A 19,991-nucleotide genomic window follows, 5' to 3' on the forward strand; every position below is an offset into this window, starting at 1 on the left:
AAAAGTGGAAAAAAAGTTTTTTTCTGGATTTATTCTCAGTTTTTTGGCTTTGGGTATTGGGTTTTTTATTGGAATGCATTATTTAGATTCTAATAGAAGTAACATTGTTTTTGCAGAGGAAAAGGACAATACAGTACAAGCTCTGCAAGATTCTTTTAGAGAGGTTTCCAAGAAAATTTTACCATCGTCTGTAGAAGTTCATGCAACAGGGGTAATTAAGCAGAGTTTTCCTATTCCATTTTTCTTTTTTGATATGCCAGAATTTGATTCTGAGAGAAAAAGCAATTGGGCAGGATCTGGAGTAATAATTGGTAGAGATTCTCAAAAAAAATCATTATTTTATGTGGTTACAAATAGCCATGTAGTAGATAAGGCTACTGAACTTGAAGTTGTATCTTATGATAAGAAGAAGCACAAGGCTAAGTTAATTGGCAAAGATGAAAAAAAAGATATTGCTCTTATTAGTTTTGAAAGTGATGACGCAACTATTAAAGTAGCTGATCTTGGAGATAGTGATAAGCTTGAAATAGGCGATTGGGTTATGGCAGTAGGGAGCCCTTTCCAATTTAGTTTTACAGTTACAGCGGGCATTGTGAGTGGATTGCAACGTTCTGCAAATCCTAATTTACAATCAAGAAATTTATTTATTCAAACTGATGCTGCAATTAACAGAGGTAATTCAGGCGGGCCTCTTGTAAATATAAAAGGTGAAGTTATTGGGATTAATGCTTGGATAGCTTCAAATTCTGGCGGAAATATTGGGTTAGGTTTTGCAATTCCTGTTAATAATATTAAAAGTACAGTGGATTTTTTCCTTAAAGGTAAAAAAATTGAATCAGCATGGCTTGGAATTTCTTTTTATCCGTTAAAAACAAGAGATTCTGAAGTGCTAAAAAGCTTGGGAGTTGAGGGTAGTGATGTTTCAGCTGCAATTATTGCTTCTCTTTATCCAGGCTCACCTGCTATTAAGTCAGGGCTTAGAGCAGGGGACATTATTGTGAAGGTTAATGGAGTTTCCATGAGTGTGTTTCAAGACGTTACATCATATATTAGTGATTTTTATGCTGGCGAGAAAGTAAATGTGGAAGTTTTAAGGGGTAATGTCAAAAAAAATATTGAAATTATTCTTGCTGTTAGACCTAAGGATAAAGAGCTTTCTTCTTCAAAAATGCTTCCGGGCTTTGTTGTGTATCCATTAGTTGATGATATTAAAGCACAGCTTAATTTAAGAAATTGGATTAAAGGTGTTGTTGTTGATTATATTGATAAAAATTTAGCATCAAGTATTAAGATGAAATCAGGAGATGTGATTCTTTCTGTAAATTCAAAAAGTGTTTCTAATTTAAGAGAATTTTACGACGCTCTTGAGATTGGAAAAAATACTTATAAAATTTTAAGAGGAAATGATTCTTTTAAAATTTCTTTTTAGTGAATTTTAGTTTTGGGTTAAGAGTTCGATCTTAACCCTTTTTTTGCTTTATGTATAATTTATTAAGCTTTTTTTTGGGCTGTAATGTATTTATTTTGTGCAAATATTTGCGTGTATTTGAAAATAAAATATAAAATATTTAATAAAAATAAAATTTGTTTTTATTAAAAAGGAATAAGTTTGGATTATGAAAAAATATGTTTCTTATGAGGAGATAAGAATTAATGGGTTTAAACTTGCTTATAAAATTTATAAAGATGGTTTTATTCCAGATATTATGTATGTCTCTTTGAGGGGAGGAGCCTATCTTGGTAATATTATTAGTGAATTTTTTAAATTTGTAAAAGTAGATAAACCCCTGTTATATGCGGCTGTTGTTGCTAGATCTTATGATATTTATAATGAGCAAAAAAAAATAATGATAGATGGATGGACTTATGATCCAAAATATTTAAGGGCGGGCGATAAGGTTTTATTTGTTGATGATATTTTTGATACGGGTCGTACTATTGTTTATTTGAGAGGTGAAGTTTTAAAAAAGGGGATAGATAATAAAAATGTTAAAATAGCAGTTTATGATTATAAGGATCATGGATTTGTAGATTATATTCCTGATTATTATGTTAATAAATATTCTAGCCAAGAAGAATTAAATACTTGGATTCATTATGGAAATCATGAGTTGACAGGATTGAATGAAAGTGAATATAAGAATAGTTTCGAATATATAGATGATGAGCTTAATGAGGTTTTAAAGTTTTTGGCAAAAAATAAATCTTAATTATTGTCCTCTATATATTCTATTAAAGTATATCCTTTTGTTTTTAATATTTTAATTATTATTCCCAGGTTATCCTTTAATATTGGACCGATTAGTGCATGAGTTTTTTCATTTTTAACTGAAAACTTATTAGTATTTTTAATTGCTTCAAAGTTATCATTTTTATAGTTAGGATAAACTTTAACATAATGATTTGTTATGTAACTTCCATTATTTGCAGTTTTTTGATTGATGTTATTGTTTAAATTCCTGTTAGGGTAATTAATTTTTTTTGATTTTTGTATGTATATATTGGAATTTATATTTTTTTTATCTTTTGTATCTTTTAAAATTGATTCTTTTTGTATCTTTTTGAGGTTTGAATTTGGATCGTAAGTTTTAGAATTTTTTTTGATTTTTGTTTCTACATTTGAAAATAATTCTAATTTATTGTTGAATTTTTCATCTTTTACTGGGAATATTCTTGTTGCAAAAAGAAAGAGTAATATTAATCTGTATAGTTTTGTTAATTTCATTTCCTTGTTTCCTTTCTTTTTGATCAAAAATAAAGATTTTTAGGAGTCCTTGGGAATGGTATTGAATCTCTTATATTAGATATTCCTGTTGAGTATTGCACTAATCTTTCAAGTCCAAGTCCAAAACCAGAATGAGGAGTGGAGCCAAATCTTCTTAAATCAAGATACCAGTTTAGATGTTCGATGTTTAGATTTAATTCTTTTATTCTATTTTCTAATTTTTGTAAATTATCTTCTCTTTCGCTTCCTCCTATAATCTCCCCAATTCTTGGAACAAGTATGTCCATTCCTTTAACGGTTTTATTGTCTTTGTTTATTTTCATATAAAATGCTTTGAAATTTTTTGGATAATCAATAACCACTACTGGTTTTTTAAAAGTTTCTTCTGTTAAGTATCTCTCGTGTTCTGTTTGCAGATCTATTCCCCAGTAAGGTTTTATTTCAAAATTTTTTTTTGAGTTTTCAAGAACTTTTATTGCTTTAGTATAGGTAATAACCTCAAAATTTGAATTTATTACGTTTTCTAATTTTTTAATTAAACCTTTTTCAATGTAATTTTCTAAAAAGTCCATATCTTGTGAGCATTCGTTTAAAATTGAACTTAAAAGATATTTTAAAAGATTTTCTGCTAGTATAATATTGTCGTCAAGTTTGTAAAAAGCCATTTCTGGTTCTATCATCCAAAATTCTGAAGCGTGGCGAGTGGTGTTGGAATTTTCTGCTCTAAATGTTGGGCCGAATGTATATATTTTAGATAAAGCCATGGCGTATGCTTCTCCATGCAATTGACCGGTAACTGATAGAAAAGCCTCTTTCCCAAAAAAATCGTCTTTAAAATCGATATTGGTAAGCGTATCGTTTGGTTTATTAAATTTTAGTGTAGAAACCCTAAACATTTCCCCGGCACCTTCTCCATCATTTGATGTAATGATCGGTGTATTGATATAAAAAAAACCATTTTTTTGAAAATATTCATGAATTTTGTATGAAATTTTATTTCTTACTCTAGCAATAGCTCCAAATGTATTAGTTCGTATTCTTAAATGAGGTATTTCTCTTAAAAATTCAAAAGTATGTCTTTTTTTTTGTAATGGATAGGTTTTTGGATCTGTTTCTCCTATTACATTAAAACTATATGTTTTTATTTCATATTTTTGTCCTTTTGCGGGACTTTCTATTAATAGGCCCGTTAACGATATACTTGCCCCTGTTGTTAGTTGTTTTAGGTCTTTTTCACTAAATTGATTTTCTTCTTCGTTTATTATAGCTTGAATGCCTTTAAGCGTTGAGCCATCATTAATTTCTATAAATCTAATCTTACCATTACTTCTTGCAGTTCTAATCCAACCGTTTATTGTAACATTACTGTTTAAAATTGGATTTTCTAAAATATCTTTAATGCTTTTAAACATTTTATTTATTACCCTAAATACTTATTAATATTGTTAAATCAATTTTATTATAGCTTAAAACTTTTTTTAAAAAAACATTCAACAATTTTTATTATTTTAATTCTTGAAATTAACTTTATTAATATATATACTTTATTTTTTAGGGGTGATTATTATTTTGTAATGAAAAGTTTCAAAGAAGTAATAATTGTTTTTGATTCGGGAATAGGGGGACTTTCTTATTTTAAATATATTAAAAGTAAAATAGAGGGGTACCAATATGTTTATGTTGCCGATAATAAAAATTTTCCTTATGGAGAAAAGAGCTCAGAATATCTTTTACAATCAATTTTTTTTTTAATTGAGAAACTTAAAAAAATATATAATATTATCGCATTAGTTTTGGCTTGCAACACAATTTCTGTTAGTGTATACAATAAGTTAAATTTTGTTTTTCCGGTGATCTATACTTTGCCAGAGGTAAGTTCAGTTTCAGATCTTGTTTTAAAAAAAGTTCTTTTGATAGCAACAAATACTACACTTGAAAGCGAATTTGTTAAAAATCAAGTAAATATACATGACGACTTGATTATAAAAGCTGCTGGAGAGCTTGTTAATTTTGTTGAATATGGGGAAAAGTTCAGAAAAGACGCTCTTAGGTGTTTGGAAGCTTTAAGGCTTGAAGTTGTAAATACCGGTAGAGAAATTGTTTTTCTTGGATGCACCCATTATTTACATCTTAAGACAATGATAGAAGATTTTTTAAAAATTCCTGTTTATGAAAATCGTGAATTAGTGGTGCAAAGTCTAATTAGATCAATAAATTTTTTTGAATATAGAGGCAATTATTATAAAAATGATGTTGATTTTGTGGATGAGTTTTATTTAACTAAAAACGAAAATTTAACTTTTTATCAAAATTTTTGCAAAAAATATAATCTCCATTTTAAAGGAATGATAATTTGAATTATCTTGAATTTGAAGTTATTTGGGGGGTTAATAATATATATTCTGTTTTAGAACTTGGTAGTAAATTAATTTATGAAGGAATTTTTAAAGGTAAGGTATTAGAAACAGGTTGTAAGGAGTATAACCCTTTAGTTCCAGGAGACATAGTCTTGGGGTATATTTATGGTGCTCGCAAGGTATATATTGATAGGCGGGTAAACAGAAAAAATCTTCTTTGGCGTTATAACAAAAAAGCAGATCTTAGACAAACGATTGTTTCTAATATTGATAATGTTTTGATTATAAATTCTGCCAACTTTCCTGAGATGAAAAATTTTTTTATTGACAGAGTTATTATTGTTGCAGAAGAGCAAAACATTGTTCCCGTTATTGTTATTAATAAAATTGATAAAGGAATAAGTCAAAGGGCTGAAGAATTTTCTAAAATTTATAAAAATCTAGGGTACAAAGTTTTAAAAACTTCCGTTAAAACTTGTGAGGGCATTAAGGAAGTAAAAGAGATTTTAAGAAATTCAAGAACTTCTTTTATTGGCCAGTCTGGTGTTGGTAAATCTTCTTTAATAAATTTGATTGATTCAAAAGCATCGCAATCAGTAAATGAAATTTCACATAGATATTCTAGAGGAAAACATACTACTGTTTATTCAATATCATTTCATTCTGAGAACGGAATAATAGTTGATACTCCCGGAATAAAAGAGTTTGGAGTTGAAACATTGCCTTTTGAAAATCTTAAGTATTATTTTAAAGAGTTTGAAAATTTTGCTAGTTTTTGTAAATATAAATCCTGTTTACATGTTAGCGAACCTGGTTGTTTTGTTATGAGTTCTTTAGGTAATGGTATTTCTAAACTTAGGTACGAAAGCTATTTAAAGATTTTATCAGAGCTTAAAAATTATAAAAATTATGCAAGATAAATATTTAAAAAATATTGATTTTTATGAAATTTTATCTTTAGTATCTGAATATGTTTCTAATCCAGATACTGTTAATTTACTAAATAAACAAAAGATATTAAAAACAAGAGAAAGTTTAGAGAAAATGTTTTCCTTTGTAAGTCTAATTAGAATGCTTTTTGAGAGTTGTAAAGGATATCCAAATTCTTTTATAAATAGCTTGGAATATTCCATTTCATTATTATCAAAAGAAAATTCAAGAGCTTCTATTGAAGATTTAAGAGATATTGTAAAGTTTTTAGATGAAGTTTTGAAAATAAATTTATTTTTGCATAAAAATAGTGATATCAAACATCTTAATACTCAAATTTTATTTGATTTATTATTTTTAAGTCCCGAGTTAAAAAATTTGCTTAGTGAATTGAAAAAATATGTAGATTTTGATGCTCTTGAATTGAAAAATGGTGTTGTAAAAGAATATGATTCGGTTGAATTTGAAATTAAAAATTTAAATAGACGAATTGAAAAGCAAATAAAAAAAATAATTAATTTAAATATAGAATATTTGGCTTCTAATTTTGTTTATTATAAATCGAATAAATATACCCTTGCTCTTAAGTCTAATTTTAAAGGTAAAATTAAGGGGAATATTATTTCTGTTTCGTCATCGGGTGAAACGTTTTATATTGAACCAAATGATGTTGTAAATGATAATAATAAGTTAAATTATTTAAATTTAGAAAAAGAAAGAATAATTTTAAAAATTTTGCAGAATCTTTCTGATAAAGTTCGTACTAATATTGTCCTTTTAGATAATCTTTATAATAATTTTTTATATTATGATTCTCTAAAAGTACGAGCGATTTATGGAATCAAAACCAAAGGAATATTCCCCAAGATTTCAAATGTATTAAATATTTTTGATGCATACCATCCTTTGTTAAAGGCTCCAAAGGCAATAACTTTTACGTCTTTTGAAAATCGTGTTGTAATTATTACTGGACCTAATGCTGGTGGAAAAACGGTAACTTTAAAGACAGTTGGGCTACTTAGCGCAATGTTCCAATTTGGGATTCCTATTGTTGTTGGTGAGTCTAGCACTTTTAAAATTTTTGATAACATTTTTATTGACATTGGCGATGAGCAGTCAATTTATAATTCTCTTTCAACTTTTTCAAGTCATATGAGTAATATTTCCTATATCTTAAAACATACTACAAAAAATAGTCTTGTAATATTTGATGAATTTTGCTCAGGAACAGATATTGATCAAGGGCAGGCGCTTGCTATTTCAATTCTTGAATATTTAATTGATATTAATTCTTATGTTTTAATATCAACTCATTATAATGCTCTTAAATATTTCGCATATACTCATGAAGGCGTTGTTAATGCTTCTATGTGTATGAATTTAGAGACAATGCAACCCAATTATAATTTGATTTTTTCCATTCCTGGTGAAAGTTATGCGTTTAATGTTGCTAGTAAAGTTTTGATTGACAGTAGTATAGTAATTCGTGCTAATGAAATTTATTTATCCCAAAAAACAGAAGTTAATAAAATTTTAGAAAGATTAATAGAGAAAGAGAAAGATTTACTTTTAACTAAAGAAAGCATGGATAAAAAATTAATCCAAATAGAGTTGCAAGAAAAAGAAATAAAAAATATTTATCAAAATCTTTTATTAAAAGAAAAAAATATTGAAATAAAGCTTTTAAATGAGCAGAATGAATTTTTAAAAAATTCAAGAAAAGTTTTGGAAAATTTAGTTAGGGAAATAAAAGAGGGTAATATTGATGTTTCAAAAAATAAAGCTTTTATATCAGATTTGGAAAAAAATGTAGATCTCAAGTTAAATAAAGTGAATTCTCTTAACAATAAGAGAAATATAGTAAGAGATTTTAAAATAGGAGACAGGGTTAGAATAGTTAATTCTAATGCGAAAGGAAGAATAGTTGGGATGTCTAAAAAGAAGATTATTGTTAATGTAGGTACATTTAATGTTAGCGTTTCTAGCTCAGAGATATCTTTGGAGAAAGTTATAGAGCATAAAAAAGAAGGTGGTAAAAATTTTAGCTTTTCAATTGATTATAATAAGGAAATCTTGTTAAGTTTTACCGTTGATATTAGGGGTATGAGGGTTGTTGATGCTCTAGACTTTTTGAATAAGAAAATAGATAATATTATATTAAATGACATTAATAAATTCGAGATCATTCATGGAAAAGGGGAGGGGCATCTTATGAGGGAAGTTCACAAATTGTTAAAAGAGTTAAAGTTTGTTAAAAAATATTATTTTGCTCATCCTAGTGATGGGGGGGCTGGAAAAACTATAGTTGAGATTTAATTTAAGTGAATATAGCAAAATTTAATGAATTTGAAAATGTATTGTTTCACATTTGTCTTGATGTTGATTTTGTGCTTGAAGATGAATTTGGTAATTCGTATGATATTCATCCCAATAGGCCTTTTAGGGGGAAGGCTGCAAACGGCCTATTGGACGGTCTTTTTAGTGTTACAACAACTTTTACATCAGGCTATGGATCTAAGTTTGGAAGAGGTTATTTGATAATTATTGAAATATTAACTTTAAATTTTGTTGATGGTGAATTTTGGGATAAGATAAATAGAAGAGGTATTGAAATCTTTAGGGAGGGGCTTAAAAATAAATTTCCAAGTAAAAATCTCGATATAGTGCTTGATGGTAATGTTTATAAAATTATTGGCCCATTTTTTTAATGGTTGTATTATTTCTAATAACTGAGAATAAATATATTTTTTTTAAAAAGAATTAGTGTGCTAATTTGATGTGCTTCATTAATATTATTGAATTTTTGGTATTAAGGATTTATTGTATACTTTTTAAAAGTTTTGTTTATTAATAAGTGTTAATTTAGTATTTTATGTTGTATGACAAGGAGTTTTAATGCAATTTGAAGTAAAGGATCTGATAAATAAAATTAAAAAAGATGGTCTTGAAGAAGCCGAGAGAGTATCTAATGATATTATTTTGAAGGCTAAAAGAGAGGCAGAAGAAATAGTTGCTAAAGCAGAAGAAGCTGCTAGAGTATTAAAGGCGAAATCAGAAAAAGAGGCTAATGACTATAAAAGTCATGCTATTGAAGCTTCTAGGCAAGCAATTAGAGACTTAATTATTGGCGTTGAGAAGAATCTTAAATCTCTTTTTGAAAATACTCTACAAGAGAATGTGACGGAAGTTTTTAGTGATAATAATTTCTTAGCAGAGCTTATAATTAAAATAACGGATTCTTGGTTTAAAGAAGAAAAATTAGTTATTCAATTAAACGAATCTGATTTTTCTAGCTTAGAACAGGTATTAAGGCTAAAACTTAAAAATAAGCTTAAAGAAGGAATGGAAATTAAGCCTTTCAAAGGCATAAATAAAGGTTTTAAGATTCAAAAAAAGAATATTGGCTTGTATTATGATTTTTCAGTGGAAACTATTGCAGGCATTCTTTTTGATTATCTTAATCCAAGATTTAAGGAAGTTGTGAAAGTGGTCTAGGAGACTTTTGTGTTGTATTCATATTATTATGTTTTATCTTCTTTACCTTATATTGATTTAAAATCTTTAAAAGATTATAATGTTTCAGACTTTTTAAGTAATGTCGAAATTTCTTTAAGCAAAAAAGACTTCAAATTTTTAAAAGGGTTGCTAGAATTTAGGGTAGATAAGGGTAAATCAAGAGCCGTTGATCTTTTTTCTGATTTTGAAGATACAATAAGATATACACTTGCAGCTTTAAGGGCAGAAAAGTTTGGCTTATCTAAGGATATTTATATAGAATCTTCTTATTTCTCTAGTTATTATCTGAGTATTTTGAGAAATATTTGTTTGAAAGAGAATTCTTTTGAAATAGAATTAGACCTTGACCTTCTTAAGTGGCAATTTTTGACTGATCTTGAAGTTGGACATGAATTTGATTTTGAAAAAGTAATAATTTACTTTTTCAAGTTAAGGTTATTTTTGAGGCATAATTTATTTAAAGAAAAACTAGGTATTCAAAATTTTGACAATATTTGTCAAAATTTAATTGATAAAACCAATCAAAAAGTTTAGAAAAGGAATTTTATGAAGACAAAAGGAAAAGTCGTTGGAGTGAATGGAAACTTAGTTACTATTGAAGTAGAAAGTTCAGTTTCTATGAATGAAGTTTTATTTGTAAAAACCGCTGGTAGAAATTTAAAAGCAGAAGTAATTCGTATTAGGGGTAATGAAGTTGATGCACAAGTTTTTGAATTGACAAAAGGGATATCTGTTGGAGATGAAGTTGAATTTACTGATAAGCTCTTAACGGTTGAATTAGGACCAGGTCTTTTAACTCAAGTGTATGATGGACTTCAAAATCCTTTGCCTGAACTGGCTATTCAATGTGGATTTTTTTTAGAAAGGGGAATATACTTAAGACCTTTAAATAAAGATAAAAAATGGAATTTTAAAAAAACTTCCAAAGTTGGGGACATTGTTATTGCAGGAGATTTTTTAGGTTTTGTAGTCGAAGGAACTGTTCACCATCAAATAATGGTTCCATTTTATAAAAGAGATTCTTATAAAATTGTGGAAATTGTAAATGATGGTGACTATTCTATTGATGATCAAATTGCTGTAATCGAAGATGATTCTGGTATGAAACACGACATTACAATGTCTTTTCATTGGCCTGTTAAAATTCCTATTACTAATTATAAGGAAAGACTTATTCCTAGTGAACCTATGTTGACTCAAACTAGAATTATAGATACATTTTTCCCAGTAGCTAAAGGAGGAACTTTTTGTATTCCAGGCCCTTTCGGAGCTGGTAAAACGGTTCTTCAGCAGGTTACAAGTCGAAATGCTGATGTTGATGTAGTGATTATTGCAGCCTGCGGTGAGCGAGCAGGAGAAGTTGTAGAAACTCTTAAGGAGTTCCCCGAATTGACAGATCCCAAAACGGGTAAATCTTTAATGGATAGGACTTGTATTATTTGTAATACATCTTCAATGCCAGTTGCAGCGAGAGAAGCCTCTGTTTATACTGCTATTACTATTGGTGAGTATTATAGACAGATGGGTCTTGATATTCTTCTTTTGGCAGATTCAACTTCAAGATGGGCCCAAGCTATGAGAGAAATGTCTGGTCGTCTTGAAGAAATTCCTGGTGAGGAGGCTTTCCCAGCTTATCTTGAGTCTGTTATTGCTTCTTTTTATGAAAGGGCAGGCATTGTAGTCCTTAATAATGGTGACGTTGGATCTGTAACGGTTGGCGGCTCTGTAAGCCCTGCTGGCGGTAATTTTGAAGAACCAGTTACTCAAGCGACTTTAAAGGTTGTCGGAGCATTTCATGGACTTACAAGAGAAAGGTCTGATGCTAGAAAATTTCCAGCTATTAGCCCTCTTGAATCTTGGAGCAAATATAAAGGTGTTATTGACTCTAAAAAGACAGAATATGCAAGATCTTTTTTAGTAAAAGGCAATGAAATTAATCAAATGATGAAAGTTGTTGGGGAAGAGGGCATAAGTAACAGTGATTTTTTAATTTATTTGAAATCTGAGCTGCTTGATTCATGCTATTTGCAACAAAATTCGTTTGATTCTGTTGATGCTGCTGTTAATTCAGAGCGTCAAAATTATATGTTTGATATAATTTATAACATTCTTAGGACTGATTTTAATTTTTCTGATAAGCTTCAAGCAAGAGATTTTATAAACGAATTAAGACAAAATCTTTTAGACATGAATCTTTCTTCTTTTAAAGATTATAAGTTTAATAAATTGGAGCTTACTTTGAGTGAGTTAGTAAATTTTAAAAAGGCAATTTAGGGGGTTTGGAGAAATATATATATGAAAAGAGTCTATAGTAAAATAGAGTCTATAGCAGGTAATGTAATAACTGTTACAGCTCAAGGTATTAAGTACGGTGAGCTTGCTATTGTGAAAGCAAAAGATACGAGTTCTCTAGCCGAAGTAATTAAACTTGATCGAGAAAAAGTTTCTCTTCAAGTTTATGGAGGTACAAGAGGTGTTTCCACGTCAGATGAGATAAAGTTTTTAGGGCATTCAATGCAAGTTTCATTTTCTGACAATTTGTTGGGTAGAATTTTTGATGGTTCCGGAAATCCTAGAGATGGGGGGCCTTCTCTTGATGATAGTTTGATTGAAATTGGAGGACCATCTGCAAATCCTACAAAACGCATTGTTCCTAGAAATATGATAAGGACAGGACTTCCAATGATAGATGTTTTTAACACTCTTGTTGAATCTCAAAAATTGCCAATCTTTTCTGTTTCTGGAGAGCCTTATAATGAGCTTCTTTTGAGAATTGCACTTCAAGCGGAGGTTGATTTGATAATTCTCGGTGGAATGGGACTAAAGCATGATGATTATTTAACTTTCAAAGATTCTTTAGAAAAAGGAGGCGCCTTAAGTAGAGCGATTTTTTTTGTTCATACGGCTAACGATTCTGTTGTTGAATCTTTAACTGTTCCTGATATTTCGCTTTCTGTTGCTGAAAAGTTTGCTCTAAAGGGTAAAAAAGTTTTAGTGCTTCTTACAGACATGACAAATTTTGCTGATGCAATGAAAGAAATATCTATCACGATGGAACAAGTACCTTCTAATAGAGGATATCCTGGAGATTTATATTCGCAGCTTGCATATCGTTATGAGAAAGCTATTGATTTTGAAGGTGCGGGGTCAATTACAATACTTACGGTTACAACTATGCCGGGTGATGATGTTACTCATCCTGTTCCTGATAATACTGGGTATATAACAGAAGGTCAGTACTATTTAAAGGGTGGTAGAATAGAACCTTTTGGGTCGCTTTCAAGACTTAAGCAAATGGTAAATAGTAAGACTAGGGACGATCATAGAACTATAATGGATTCGATGATTAAACTTTATGCATCTTCAAAAGAGTCTGTAGAAAAGAAGGCTATGGGATTTAATATGACCAAGTGGGATGAAAAATTACTTAAGTATAGCAACATGTTTGAAAGTAAGATGATGGATTTATCTGTTAATATTCCCTTAGAAGAGGCTTTAGATTTGGGTTGGCATATTCTTGCTAGTTGTTTTAATCCAAAAGAAACAGGAATAAAAACAGACCTTATTGAAAAATATTGGCCTAAGAAAGAGTCCTATTGATTATGCCTAAAATTAAATTGACCAAAAATGATCTTAAAAAGCAAAAAGATGAACTTAAAATGTTTAAGAGATATTTGCCTACTTTGCAGCTTAAAAAGCAACAGCTTTATATGGAAATTGTTAAAATTGAAGATTCTTACAGAATTAAAAATCTTGAACAACAAAAACTTAAGGATAGTATTTCTAATTGGATTTCTCTTTTTAGCGAAAAATTTCCTTTTGAAAGTTGGATTCAAGTAAAAACAGTGGTCAAAAAGTCTGTAAATATTGCGGGAGTTGCAATTCCTATATTTGATTATATTGAATATGAAAATATAAAGCACGACTTGCTTTATACTCCTTATTGGGTAGATAAGGGAATTGAAATTCTAAAAATTGTGATTCAAATTGATGTGGAGCTTAAAATTTTAAAAGAACAGATTGATTTGCTTTTAAAAGAGTTTAGAATAACATCTCAGAGGGTTAATTTATTTGAGAAAGTTATGATACCAACAGCTAAGGCTAATATAAAAAAAATTAATGTGTATCTTGGAGATCAGCAAACTGCAGCTGTTGTAAGAGGTAAAATTGCTAAGTCTAGTTTGATGAAGAAAAAATAGGAACAAGCTTATGATTGTAAAAATGAAAAAAGTTTTACTTTTAACATTATCAAAATATAAAAAGGAATCATTGGAGATTTTAAGAGATTTTGGAGCAGTTCATATTAATTCTTGTAATAAAAATTCAGATTCTTTAAAAAAAAGCATTGATAATCGTCGAATTTTAATACAAGCTTTTTCGTTACTCAAAGAAGATGGGGGTGTTAAGGCTTTGAAATCTTCTAATGGAAATTTTTTAGATATTGCAAAAAGCATAGTCAATTTAGGCAATGAGATCAAAGAATTTCAAGATATTAAACGATCTTTACTACATGAAAAGAATTTGATTTCCGTTTGGGGAAATTTTTCTTTAGAAAGTATTAACAAATTGAAAGAATCCAACATTTATATTAACTTTTTTAAAATCCAAAAAAGTGAATATAAAAATTTATTAAGAGACCCTAATGTTAGTGTGTTTTTAGTTAAAAATGTAAAGAACACCTCTTATTTTGTTAGTGTAGGTGAGTTTGAGCAAAAAATTGAAATTGCGGATGAATTTAAGTTTAATTTTGATCTTGATTATATTAATAATAAGTTGAAAGTTGTTGATGAGATTCTAGATCAAAAATTGACCCAAATTTCTCTTTTTAATAAATATATTGATATTTTAAGAGATGAGATAAAAAATTACGATCAAATTGTAGAGTTTGAGCAGGTTTTAGCTGATATGCAAACCGATTTTGAAGATTTTTCTTATATTACGGGATTTGTTCCAGCTGAAAGTCAAGAATCTCTTAAAAGTTCGATTTTAAAAGCAGGTTTTGCAGTACAATTTGCAGATCCTGAAGAAAATGATATTATTCCAACTTATATAAAAAGGAAAGGAATTGCCAATTTAGCCGCACCTATTTTTAATATTTTAGAGACAATTCCTGGGTATAAAGAAAGGGATATAAGTTTTATTTTTATGTTATTTTTCTTTGTGTTTTTTGGTATGATAATAGGTGATGCGGCTTATGGAGTGATATTTTTTTTGGTAGGAATTTTGCTTAGCTTGAGTTTTATTCTTAAAGGGAAGCCCTTAACTCCAGTTCATGGGTTAATATTTTATCTTAGTGTATCATCGATACTTTATGGTTCTATGACTGGGATTTGGTTTGGTAGTCCTTTAATTCTTGAAATGTTTCCTGTTTTGAATTCGTTTAAAGTTAGTTATTTGACAGATAAAAATAGTATGCAAAATATTATCTTTATCTGTTTTTCAATAGGAGTTTTGCAAATTTCATTGGCTCATGCTTGGAATTTTTTCAGTCAAGTAAAAGAAAAGCCCCATATTCATTCAATTGCACAGATTGGTTGGCTTATAAGTATAGTTGGCTTATATTATCTTGTTTTGAATTTAATACTTGGTCAATTTCGATTTCCTATGTATAATGCCGTTTATAATACAATATATTTTGGCATTGCGCTTGTATTTGTTTTTGGCAAGCAAGATGGTTCAAATTTTTTTAAATGTATATTGAAAAGTTTTGGAGGTATTATAGAGCAATTTTTAACCACCGTGTCAGGATTTGCAGATATAATATCTTATATTAGACTTTTTGCAGTTGGGCTTGCGGGACTTTCAATCTCGGCAAGTTTTAATGCTATGTCAATGCCTTTGTTAAAATCTTCTAATATTGGTCTTATAGTTGTTGGAATTATTGTTATACTTTTTGGTCATATTTTAAATATAATGTTATCTTTGCTTTCAGTAATTGTTCATGGGGTAAGGCTTAATATGCTTGAATTTTCAAACCATTTAGGACAAGAGTGGAGTGGATATGCTTATAAACCTTTTAAAAAAATAAAAAAATAAAATAAAAAGGAGTACTTATGGATATAGGTTTAATAGGAGTTAATTCAGCTTTGACAATCTCAGCAATAGGTTCTGCGTTGGGCATGGGAGCAGCAGGTAGTGCTGCTATTGGAGCATGGAAGAGATGCTATATGCAAGGGAAGCCTGCACCATTTTTATTGATTGTTTTTGTTTCAGCACCATTGACCCAAATAATATATGGATATATTTTAATGAACACGTTATATGAGGTGATGACGCAAACAAATCCATGGTTGCTACTTGGAGCTGGTCTTGGTGGTGGATTTGCAATTGCTGTTTCTGGGTTTGCTCAAGGTAAAGCAGCAGCAGGTGCTTGTGATGCTTTTTCTGAAACTGGGAAAGGATTTGCTACATACCTATTAGTTTTAGGATTAATAGAATCTGTTGCCCTTTTTGTAATGGTATTTTTAATGATATTCAAGTTTGTTTAATTTGGATTATTATTTCTTTTAATATTAAATTTTCTCGTAATTTATGAGTTAATTTAATATATTTATTATTATGAGAAATTGGGTTTTATTGTTTTTTGTTTTGTCTTTTTCTATTTCTTTGAATTCTGTAAGTAATAAAAATTTTCCGTATTGGATTTTGCTTGAAAAAGGTAGGCAATTTCTTTATTCTAAATCTGAGTTTAGCAAGTCTAACCTTACGCATGCTATTAATTATTTGCAGGAAGCCTTACTTAGAAAAGGTGTATATCCTGAAGCTAGTTATTATTTGTCACTAGCTTATGGTATGTCTGGCAATGCTGTTCTTGAGAAATTAAACCTTTATAAGTCTTTTGAAGATAGAGATTATTTACTAGATGGATCTTTTGAAAAAAAAATACTTTTTTCTTTAGCCAAAATGGCTGAACTTGAGAATAATTATGTTGATATGATTGATTATTTGAACGAAATATTAAATAAGTTTTCAACCAAAAAAGATTATTATAGTTATCATGATTATGCTCAAAACGAAAATAGTACATTAAACAATAAATTTAATATTTCATTTTATTTGACTTCTTATTTAAAACAAGTAAGAGGGGCTTTTGGTATTGATTTTACTTTTAATCTTTACAGATTTAAGAATTACAATGTTATTGATACTCATGAATTATTGTCAAAAGCTTATTTACGCTTAAAGGCTTACGAACTTTCAATTACTCATGGGCTTATAGCTGCAGTAGGGATTTTAACAAGAATGTATGATTATGTTTGTTATTATGAACCTGTGTATCAGTTTAAAAATTTAAGGTCTTTTGTTCAAAAAATTAATGAGTATAAGGCAATAAAAAATGCTTTTGAATCTACAGATTTTTGGGAAATAGTTTATAATGTTGCTGTTGCTACTTATGCATATTCTAATGGCAATTATAGATTTAGGGCAATAGATACTTGGAAATTGGTAGTGGATCTTGCACCAAGGTTTTCTCCTTATATTATGAAATCAAGAAGTCAAATTAAAAATTCTGTATTTAAAAAAAGGTAAAGTTTTAAATCTTGATTTATGGTTCAGGGGGGGAGTAAGTATTAGCATTCGTAAGAAAAATTTTTGCATTATTGCACACATTGATCATGGTAAATCAACATTAGCCGATAGATTTATTCAAAAGGCTAAAATAATATCCGATCGTGATTTTAAAAGTCAAATGCTTGACAGTATGGATATTGAGCGAGAAAGAGGAATTACAATAAAAAGTCAGGCAGTAACAATTACTTATAAAAGTAATGACGGCAATCTTTATGAATTAAATTTTGTAGATACCCCAGGTCATGTTGATTTTTCTTATGAAGTATCAAGAGCAATTTCATCTTGTGAAGGTGCTCTTTTATTAATTGATGCAAGTCAGGGAATACAAGCTCAGACAGTTTCTAATTTTTATATGGCTTTTGAGCATGATTTAGAAATTATTCCTGTTATTAATAAGATAGATCTTCCAAATGCTAATATTGACTTTGTAAAAAAGCAAATAAAAAATGATTTAGGATTAAATGAAGAAATTGCTATTTTGATTTCTGCTAAGAATGGAATAGGAATTGATGACTTGCTTGAAGCTATTTGTAAGTATGTTCCATCTCCTAGAGGAAATATTAAAGATCCATTAAGGGCATTAATTTTTGATTCACATTATGATTCTTATAGAGGGGTTATTGTTCACTTTAGGATTTTCGAAGGACAAATAAAAACTGGCGATAAGATTAGGTTAATGCATACTGATAGTGAGTATTTAATTGAGGAGATTGGAGTTTTTAAAATATCACTTGAAAGAAAAGATAGACTAGAGGTAGGAGATGTTGGATATTTTATTGCAGGAATAAAAAATATATCAGATGTGAAGATTGGAGATACGGTAACTCTTTGCGATTGGCCTGCATTATCTCCCCTTGAGGGATTTAAAGAAGTTAAGCCTGTAGTGTTTTCTTCTGTATATCCTGTTGATGCTAATCAATATGACGATCTTTTAAAGGCAATGGATAGATTAAAGCTTAATGATGCGTCGTTAACATTTGAAAAAGATTCATCGGCGGCTCTTGGGCATGGTTTTAAGTGTGGATTTCTTGGGCTTTTACATTTAGAGGTTATTCAAGAACGCATTGAGCGTGAATTTGATTTAAATGTGATATTGACTTCTCCTTCTGTTAGGTACAAAATAATTCCTAAAAAGGGAGAATCTTATTTTATTGAAAGTCCCGAACAATTTCCTGGAAATGAGGCTATTGAAAGTGTTCTTGAACCTTATATTAGGGCTAATATTATTGTTCCTACAGAATTTTTAGGAAATATTATGAGTGTGTGTTTATTGAAAAGAGGAGTGCAGACAAACTTAATTTATCTTGATACTAAGCGTGTTGAGCTTATTTATAAAATGCCTCTTTCTGAAATCCTTTTTGATTTTTATGATAAGATTAAATCTGTAAGTCGTGGATATGCTTCTTTTGATTATGAACTTTTAGATTATGAATATACAGATTTAGTAAGATTAGATATATTAGTCAATGGAGATAGGGTTGATGCACTCTCTCAATTGGTTTTTAAAGATAGTGCAAGAGCCAAAGCTATTGGAATTTGTAAAAAATTGAAAGACGAAATAGCAAGACAACAATTTAAAATAGCTATTCAAGGTGCTATTGGTTCTAATGTTATTGCTCGAGAGACAATATCTCCTGTTAGAAAAGATGTTACTGCCAAGTGTTATGGTGGTGATATTACTCGTAAGCGAAAACTTTTGGAAAAGCAGAAAGAAGGTAAAAAGAGAATGAAAATGGTAGGAAATGTTGAGATACCACAAAGTGCTTTTCTTGCAGTTCTGAAATCTAATGATAATTAAATGTGTTTTAAATTTTTAAAAACTTTTATTGGCAAAGCTCTTAGAAATGCGATAAAATATTTTTATCATTGGTTATTTAAAATTAGTTGCATGTAGTTTAAATTAATATGGAGTAGCGTTATGCTTAAATCTAATAAAGTTGTTCTTATTGGAGCTGGTGGGGTGGGTTCAAGCTTTGCTTATGCGTTGACAATAGACAATTCTCTTGTACATGAACTTGTAATTATTGATGTTAATGAAAATAAAGCAAAAGGTGAGGTTATGGACCTTAATCATGGCCAAATGTTTTTAAAGAAGAATATTAATGTATTGTTTGGGTCTTACAAAGATTGTGTTAACGCAGATATTGTTGTAATTACAGCAGGACTTAATCAAAAACCTGGTGAAACAAGGCTTGATTTGGTTGATAAAAATTCTAAAATTTTTAAAGATATTGTAACTAATGTTGTGGCTAGTGGGTTTGATGGTATTTTTGTCATTGCAAGTAATCCTGTAGACATTATGACTTATGTTACAATGAAATATTCGAAATTTCCTATTCATAAGGTTATTGGTACTGGTACTATTCTTGATACTTCAAGACTTAGGTATTTTTTAAGTGATCGTTTTAATGTGAACACTCAAAATATACATTCATATATTATGGGTGAGCATGGTGATAGTTCTTTTGCTACTTGGGATGAAACAAAAATAGCAATGAAACCTTTATCAGAATACCTTTCTGAAGGCAAAATAACTGATCAGGAGCTTGATGAAATTCATAAAAAGGTTGTGAATGCTGCTTATGAGGTGATTAAATTCAAGGGAGCAACCTATTATGCTATTGGACTTGGTATTAAGAATATTGTAAATGCAATAATTGGTGATCAGAATATTATTCTGCCAATATCTTCTTATATTAATGGTCAGTATGGGGGATTAATTAAAGATATTTACATTGGAGCACCAGCTATAGTTTGTAAAGAAGGAGTTAAAGAAGTTTTAAACTTTAAGATAAGCCCTAAAGAGCTTGAGAAGTTTAATAATTCTGCTAATCAGCTTAAAAATTATATTAATAAAATAGAATTTTAGTTTTAAGACCCCGAATATTTTA

General features: G+C 29.3%; 18 protein-coding genes. 16 read left to right on the forward strand and 2 right to left on the reverse strand.

The features are described 5' to 3' along the window. The first annotated feature begins 4 nt into the window (after positions 1–4). Complete coding sequence (gene htrA, locus HNP68_RS03760) at positions 5–1,429, forward strand: DegQ family serine endoprotease HtrA (RefSeq protein WP_183220608.1); 1,425 nt, start codon at positions 5–7, stop codon at positions 1,427–1,429. A 187-nt stretch (positions 1,430–1,616) separates the two neighbouring features. After that, positions 1,617–2,210, forward strand: coding sequence for a phosphoribosyltransferase (locus HNP68_RS03765; RefSeq protein ID WP_183220610.1), 594 nt, complete (start codon positions 1,617–1,619; stop codon positions 2,208–2,210). Here HNP68_RS03765 and HNP68_RS03770 read toward each other — a convergent pair. Then, on the reverse strand, positions 2,207–2,725 hold the full coding sequence (locus HNP68_RS03770) for a hypothetical protein (RefSeq protein ID WP_183220612.1): 519 nt from the start codon (positions 2,723–2,725) through the stop codon (positions 2,207–2,209). The two genes, HNP68_RS03765 and HNP68_RS03770, sit on opposite strands and share 4 nt — an antisense overlap. Before the next feature lie 23 nt (positions 2,726–2,748). Continuing rightward, entirely contained in the window at positions 2,749–4,137 is a 1,389-nt protein-coding gene (gene asnS / locus HNP68_RS03775; protein WP_183220614.1) for an asparagine--tRNA ligase, read from the reverse strand. A 162-nt stretch (positions 4,138–4,299) separates the two neighbouring features. On the opposite strand from asnS, the gene murI reads away from it, so the two are divergent. From murI to HNP68_RS03845, 14 genes are all read left to right on the forward strand, one after another. Continuing rightward, positions 4,300–5,082, forward strand: a complete 783-nt coding sequence (murI, locus tag HNP68_RS03780) for a glutamate racemase (RefSeq protein ID WP_183220616.1) — start codon at positions 4,300–4,302, stop codon at positions 5,080–5,082. Continuing rightward, positions 5,079–6,002, forward strand: coding sequence for a ribosome small subunit-dependent GTPase A (rsgA, locus tag HNP68_RS03785; RefSeq protein ID WP_183220618.1), 924 nt, complete (start codon positions 5,079–5,081; stop codon positions 6,000–6,002). Before murI ends, rsgA begins: the two co-directional genes overlap by 4 nt. Then, positions 5,992–8,328, forward strand: coding sequence for an endonuclease MutS2 (locus tag HNP68_RS03790; RefSeq protein WP_183220620.1), 2,337 nt, complete (start codon positions 5,992–5,994; stop codon positions 8,326–8,328). The genes rsgA and HNP68_RS03790 overlap by 11 nt, the downstream gene beginning before the upstream one ends. 5 nt (positions 8,329–8,333) lie before the next feature. Next, positions 8,334–8,720 carry a hypothetical protein gene (locus tag HNP68_RS03795; RefSeq protein WP_183220622.1) on the forward strand — a complete coding sequence of 129 codons (387 nt, stop codon included), beginning with the start codon at positions 8,334–8,336 and terminating at the stop codon, positions 8,718–8,720. A gap of 187 nt (positions 8,721–8,907) precedes the next feature. Next, on the forward strand, positions 8,908–9,507 hold the full coding sequence (locus HNP68_RS03800) for a V-type ATP synthase subunit E (RefSeq protein ID WP_183220625.1): 600 nt from the start codon (positions 8,908–8,910) through the stop codon (positions 9,505–9,507). Between the two features lie 9 nt (positions 9,508–9,516). Continuing rightward, a complete protein-coding gene (locus HNP68_RS03805; protein ID WP_183220627.1) occupies positions 9,517–10,062 on the forward strand; it encodes a hypothetical protein in 546 nt (181 codons plus the stop codon). A 12-nt stretch (positions 10,063–10,074) separates the two neighbouring features. Then, positions 10,075–11,802, forward strand: a complete 1,728-nt coding sequence (locus HNP68_RS03810) for a V-type ATP synthase subunit A (RefSeq protein WP_183220629.1) — start codon at positions 10,075–10,077, stop codon at positions 11,800–11,802. Positions 11,803–11,823: 21 nt separating this feature from the next. Beyond that, positions 11,824–13,128, forward strand: a complete 1,305-nt coding sequence (locus HNP68_RS03815) for a V-type ATP synthase subunit B (RefSeq protein WP_183220631.1) — start codon at positions 11,824–11,826, stop codon at positions 13,126–13,128. A gap of 2 nt (positions 13,129–13,130) precedes the next feature. Then, positions 13,131–13,727, forward strand: coding sequence for a V-type ATP synthase subunit D (locus HNP68_RS03820; RefSeq protein WP_183220633.1), 597 nt, complete (start codon positions 13,131–13,133; stop codon positions 13,725–13,727). Between the two features lie 10 nt (positions 13,728–13,737). Beyond that, on the forward strand, positions 13,738–15,564 hold the full coding sequence (locus HNP68_RS03825; protein ID WP_183220635.1) for a V-type ATP synthase subunit I: 1,827 nt from the start codon (positions 13,738–13,740) through the stop codon (positions 15,562–15,564). 17 nt (positions 15,565–15,581) lie between these two features. Further along, on the forward strand, positions 15,582–16,016 hold the full coding sequence (locus HNP68_RS03830) for a V-type ATP synthase subunit K (protein ID WP_183220637.1): 435 nt from the start codon (positions 15,582–15,584) through the stop codon (positions 16,014–16,016). 70 nt (positions 16,017–16,086) lie between these two features. Then, complete coding sequence (locus HNP68_RS03835; RefSeq protein ID WP_183220639.1) at positions 16,087–17,058, forward strand: hypothetical protein; 972 nt, start codon at positions 16,087–16,089, stop codon at positions 17,056–17,058. Positions 17,059–17,098: 40 nt separating this feature from the next. Continuing rightward, entirely contained in the window at positions 17,099–18,898 is a 1,800-nt protein-coding gene (gene lepA / locus HNP68_RS03840) for a translation elongation factor 4 (protein ID WP_183220827.1), read from the forward strand. 120 nt (positions 18,899–19,018) lie between these two features. Next, positions 19,019–19,969, forward strand: coding sequence for an L-lactate dehydrogenase (locus HNP68_RS03845; protein ID WP_183220641.1), 951 nt, complete (start codon positions 19,019–19,021; stop codon positions 19,967–19,969). Positions 19,970–19,991: the final 22 nt, after the last annotated feature.

This window comes from Borreliella yangtzensis, from assembly GCF_014201775.1.
In the GTDB taxonomy this organism is placed as follows: Bacteria; Spirochaetota; Spirochaetia; order Borreliales; family Borreliaceae; genus Borreliella; species Borreliella yangtzensis.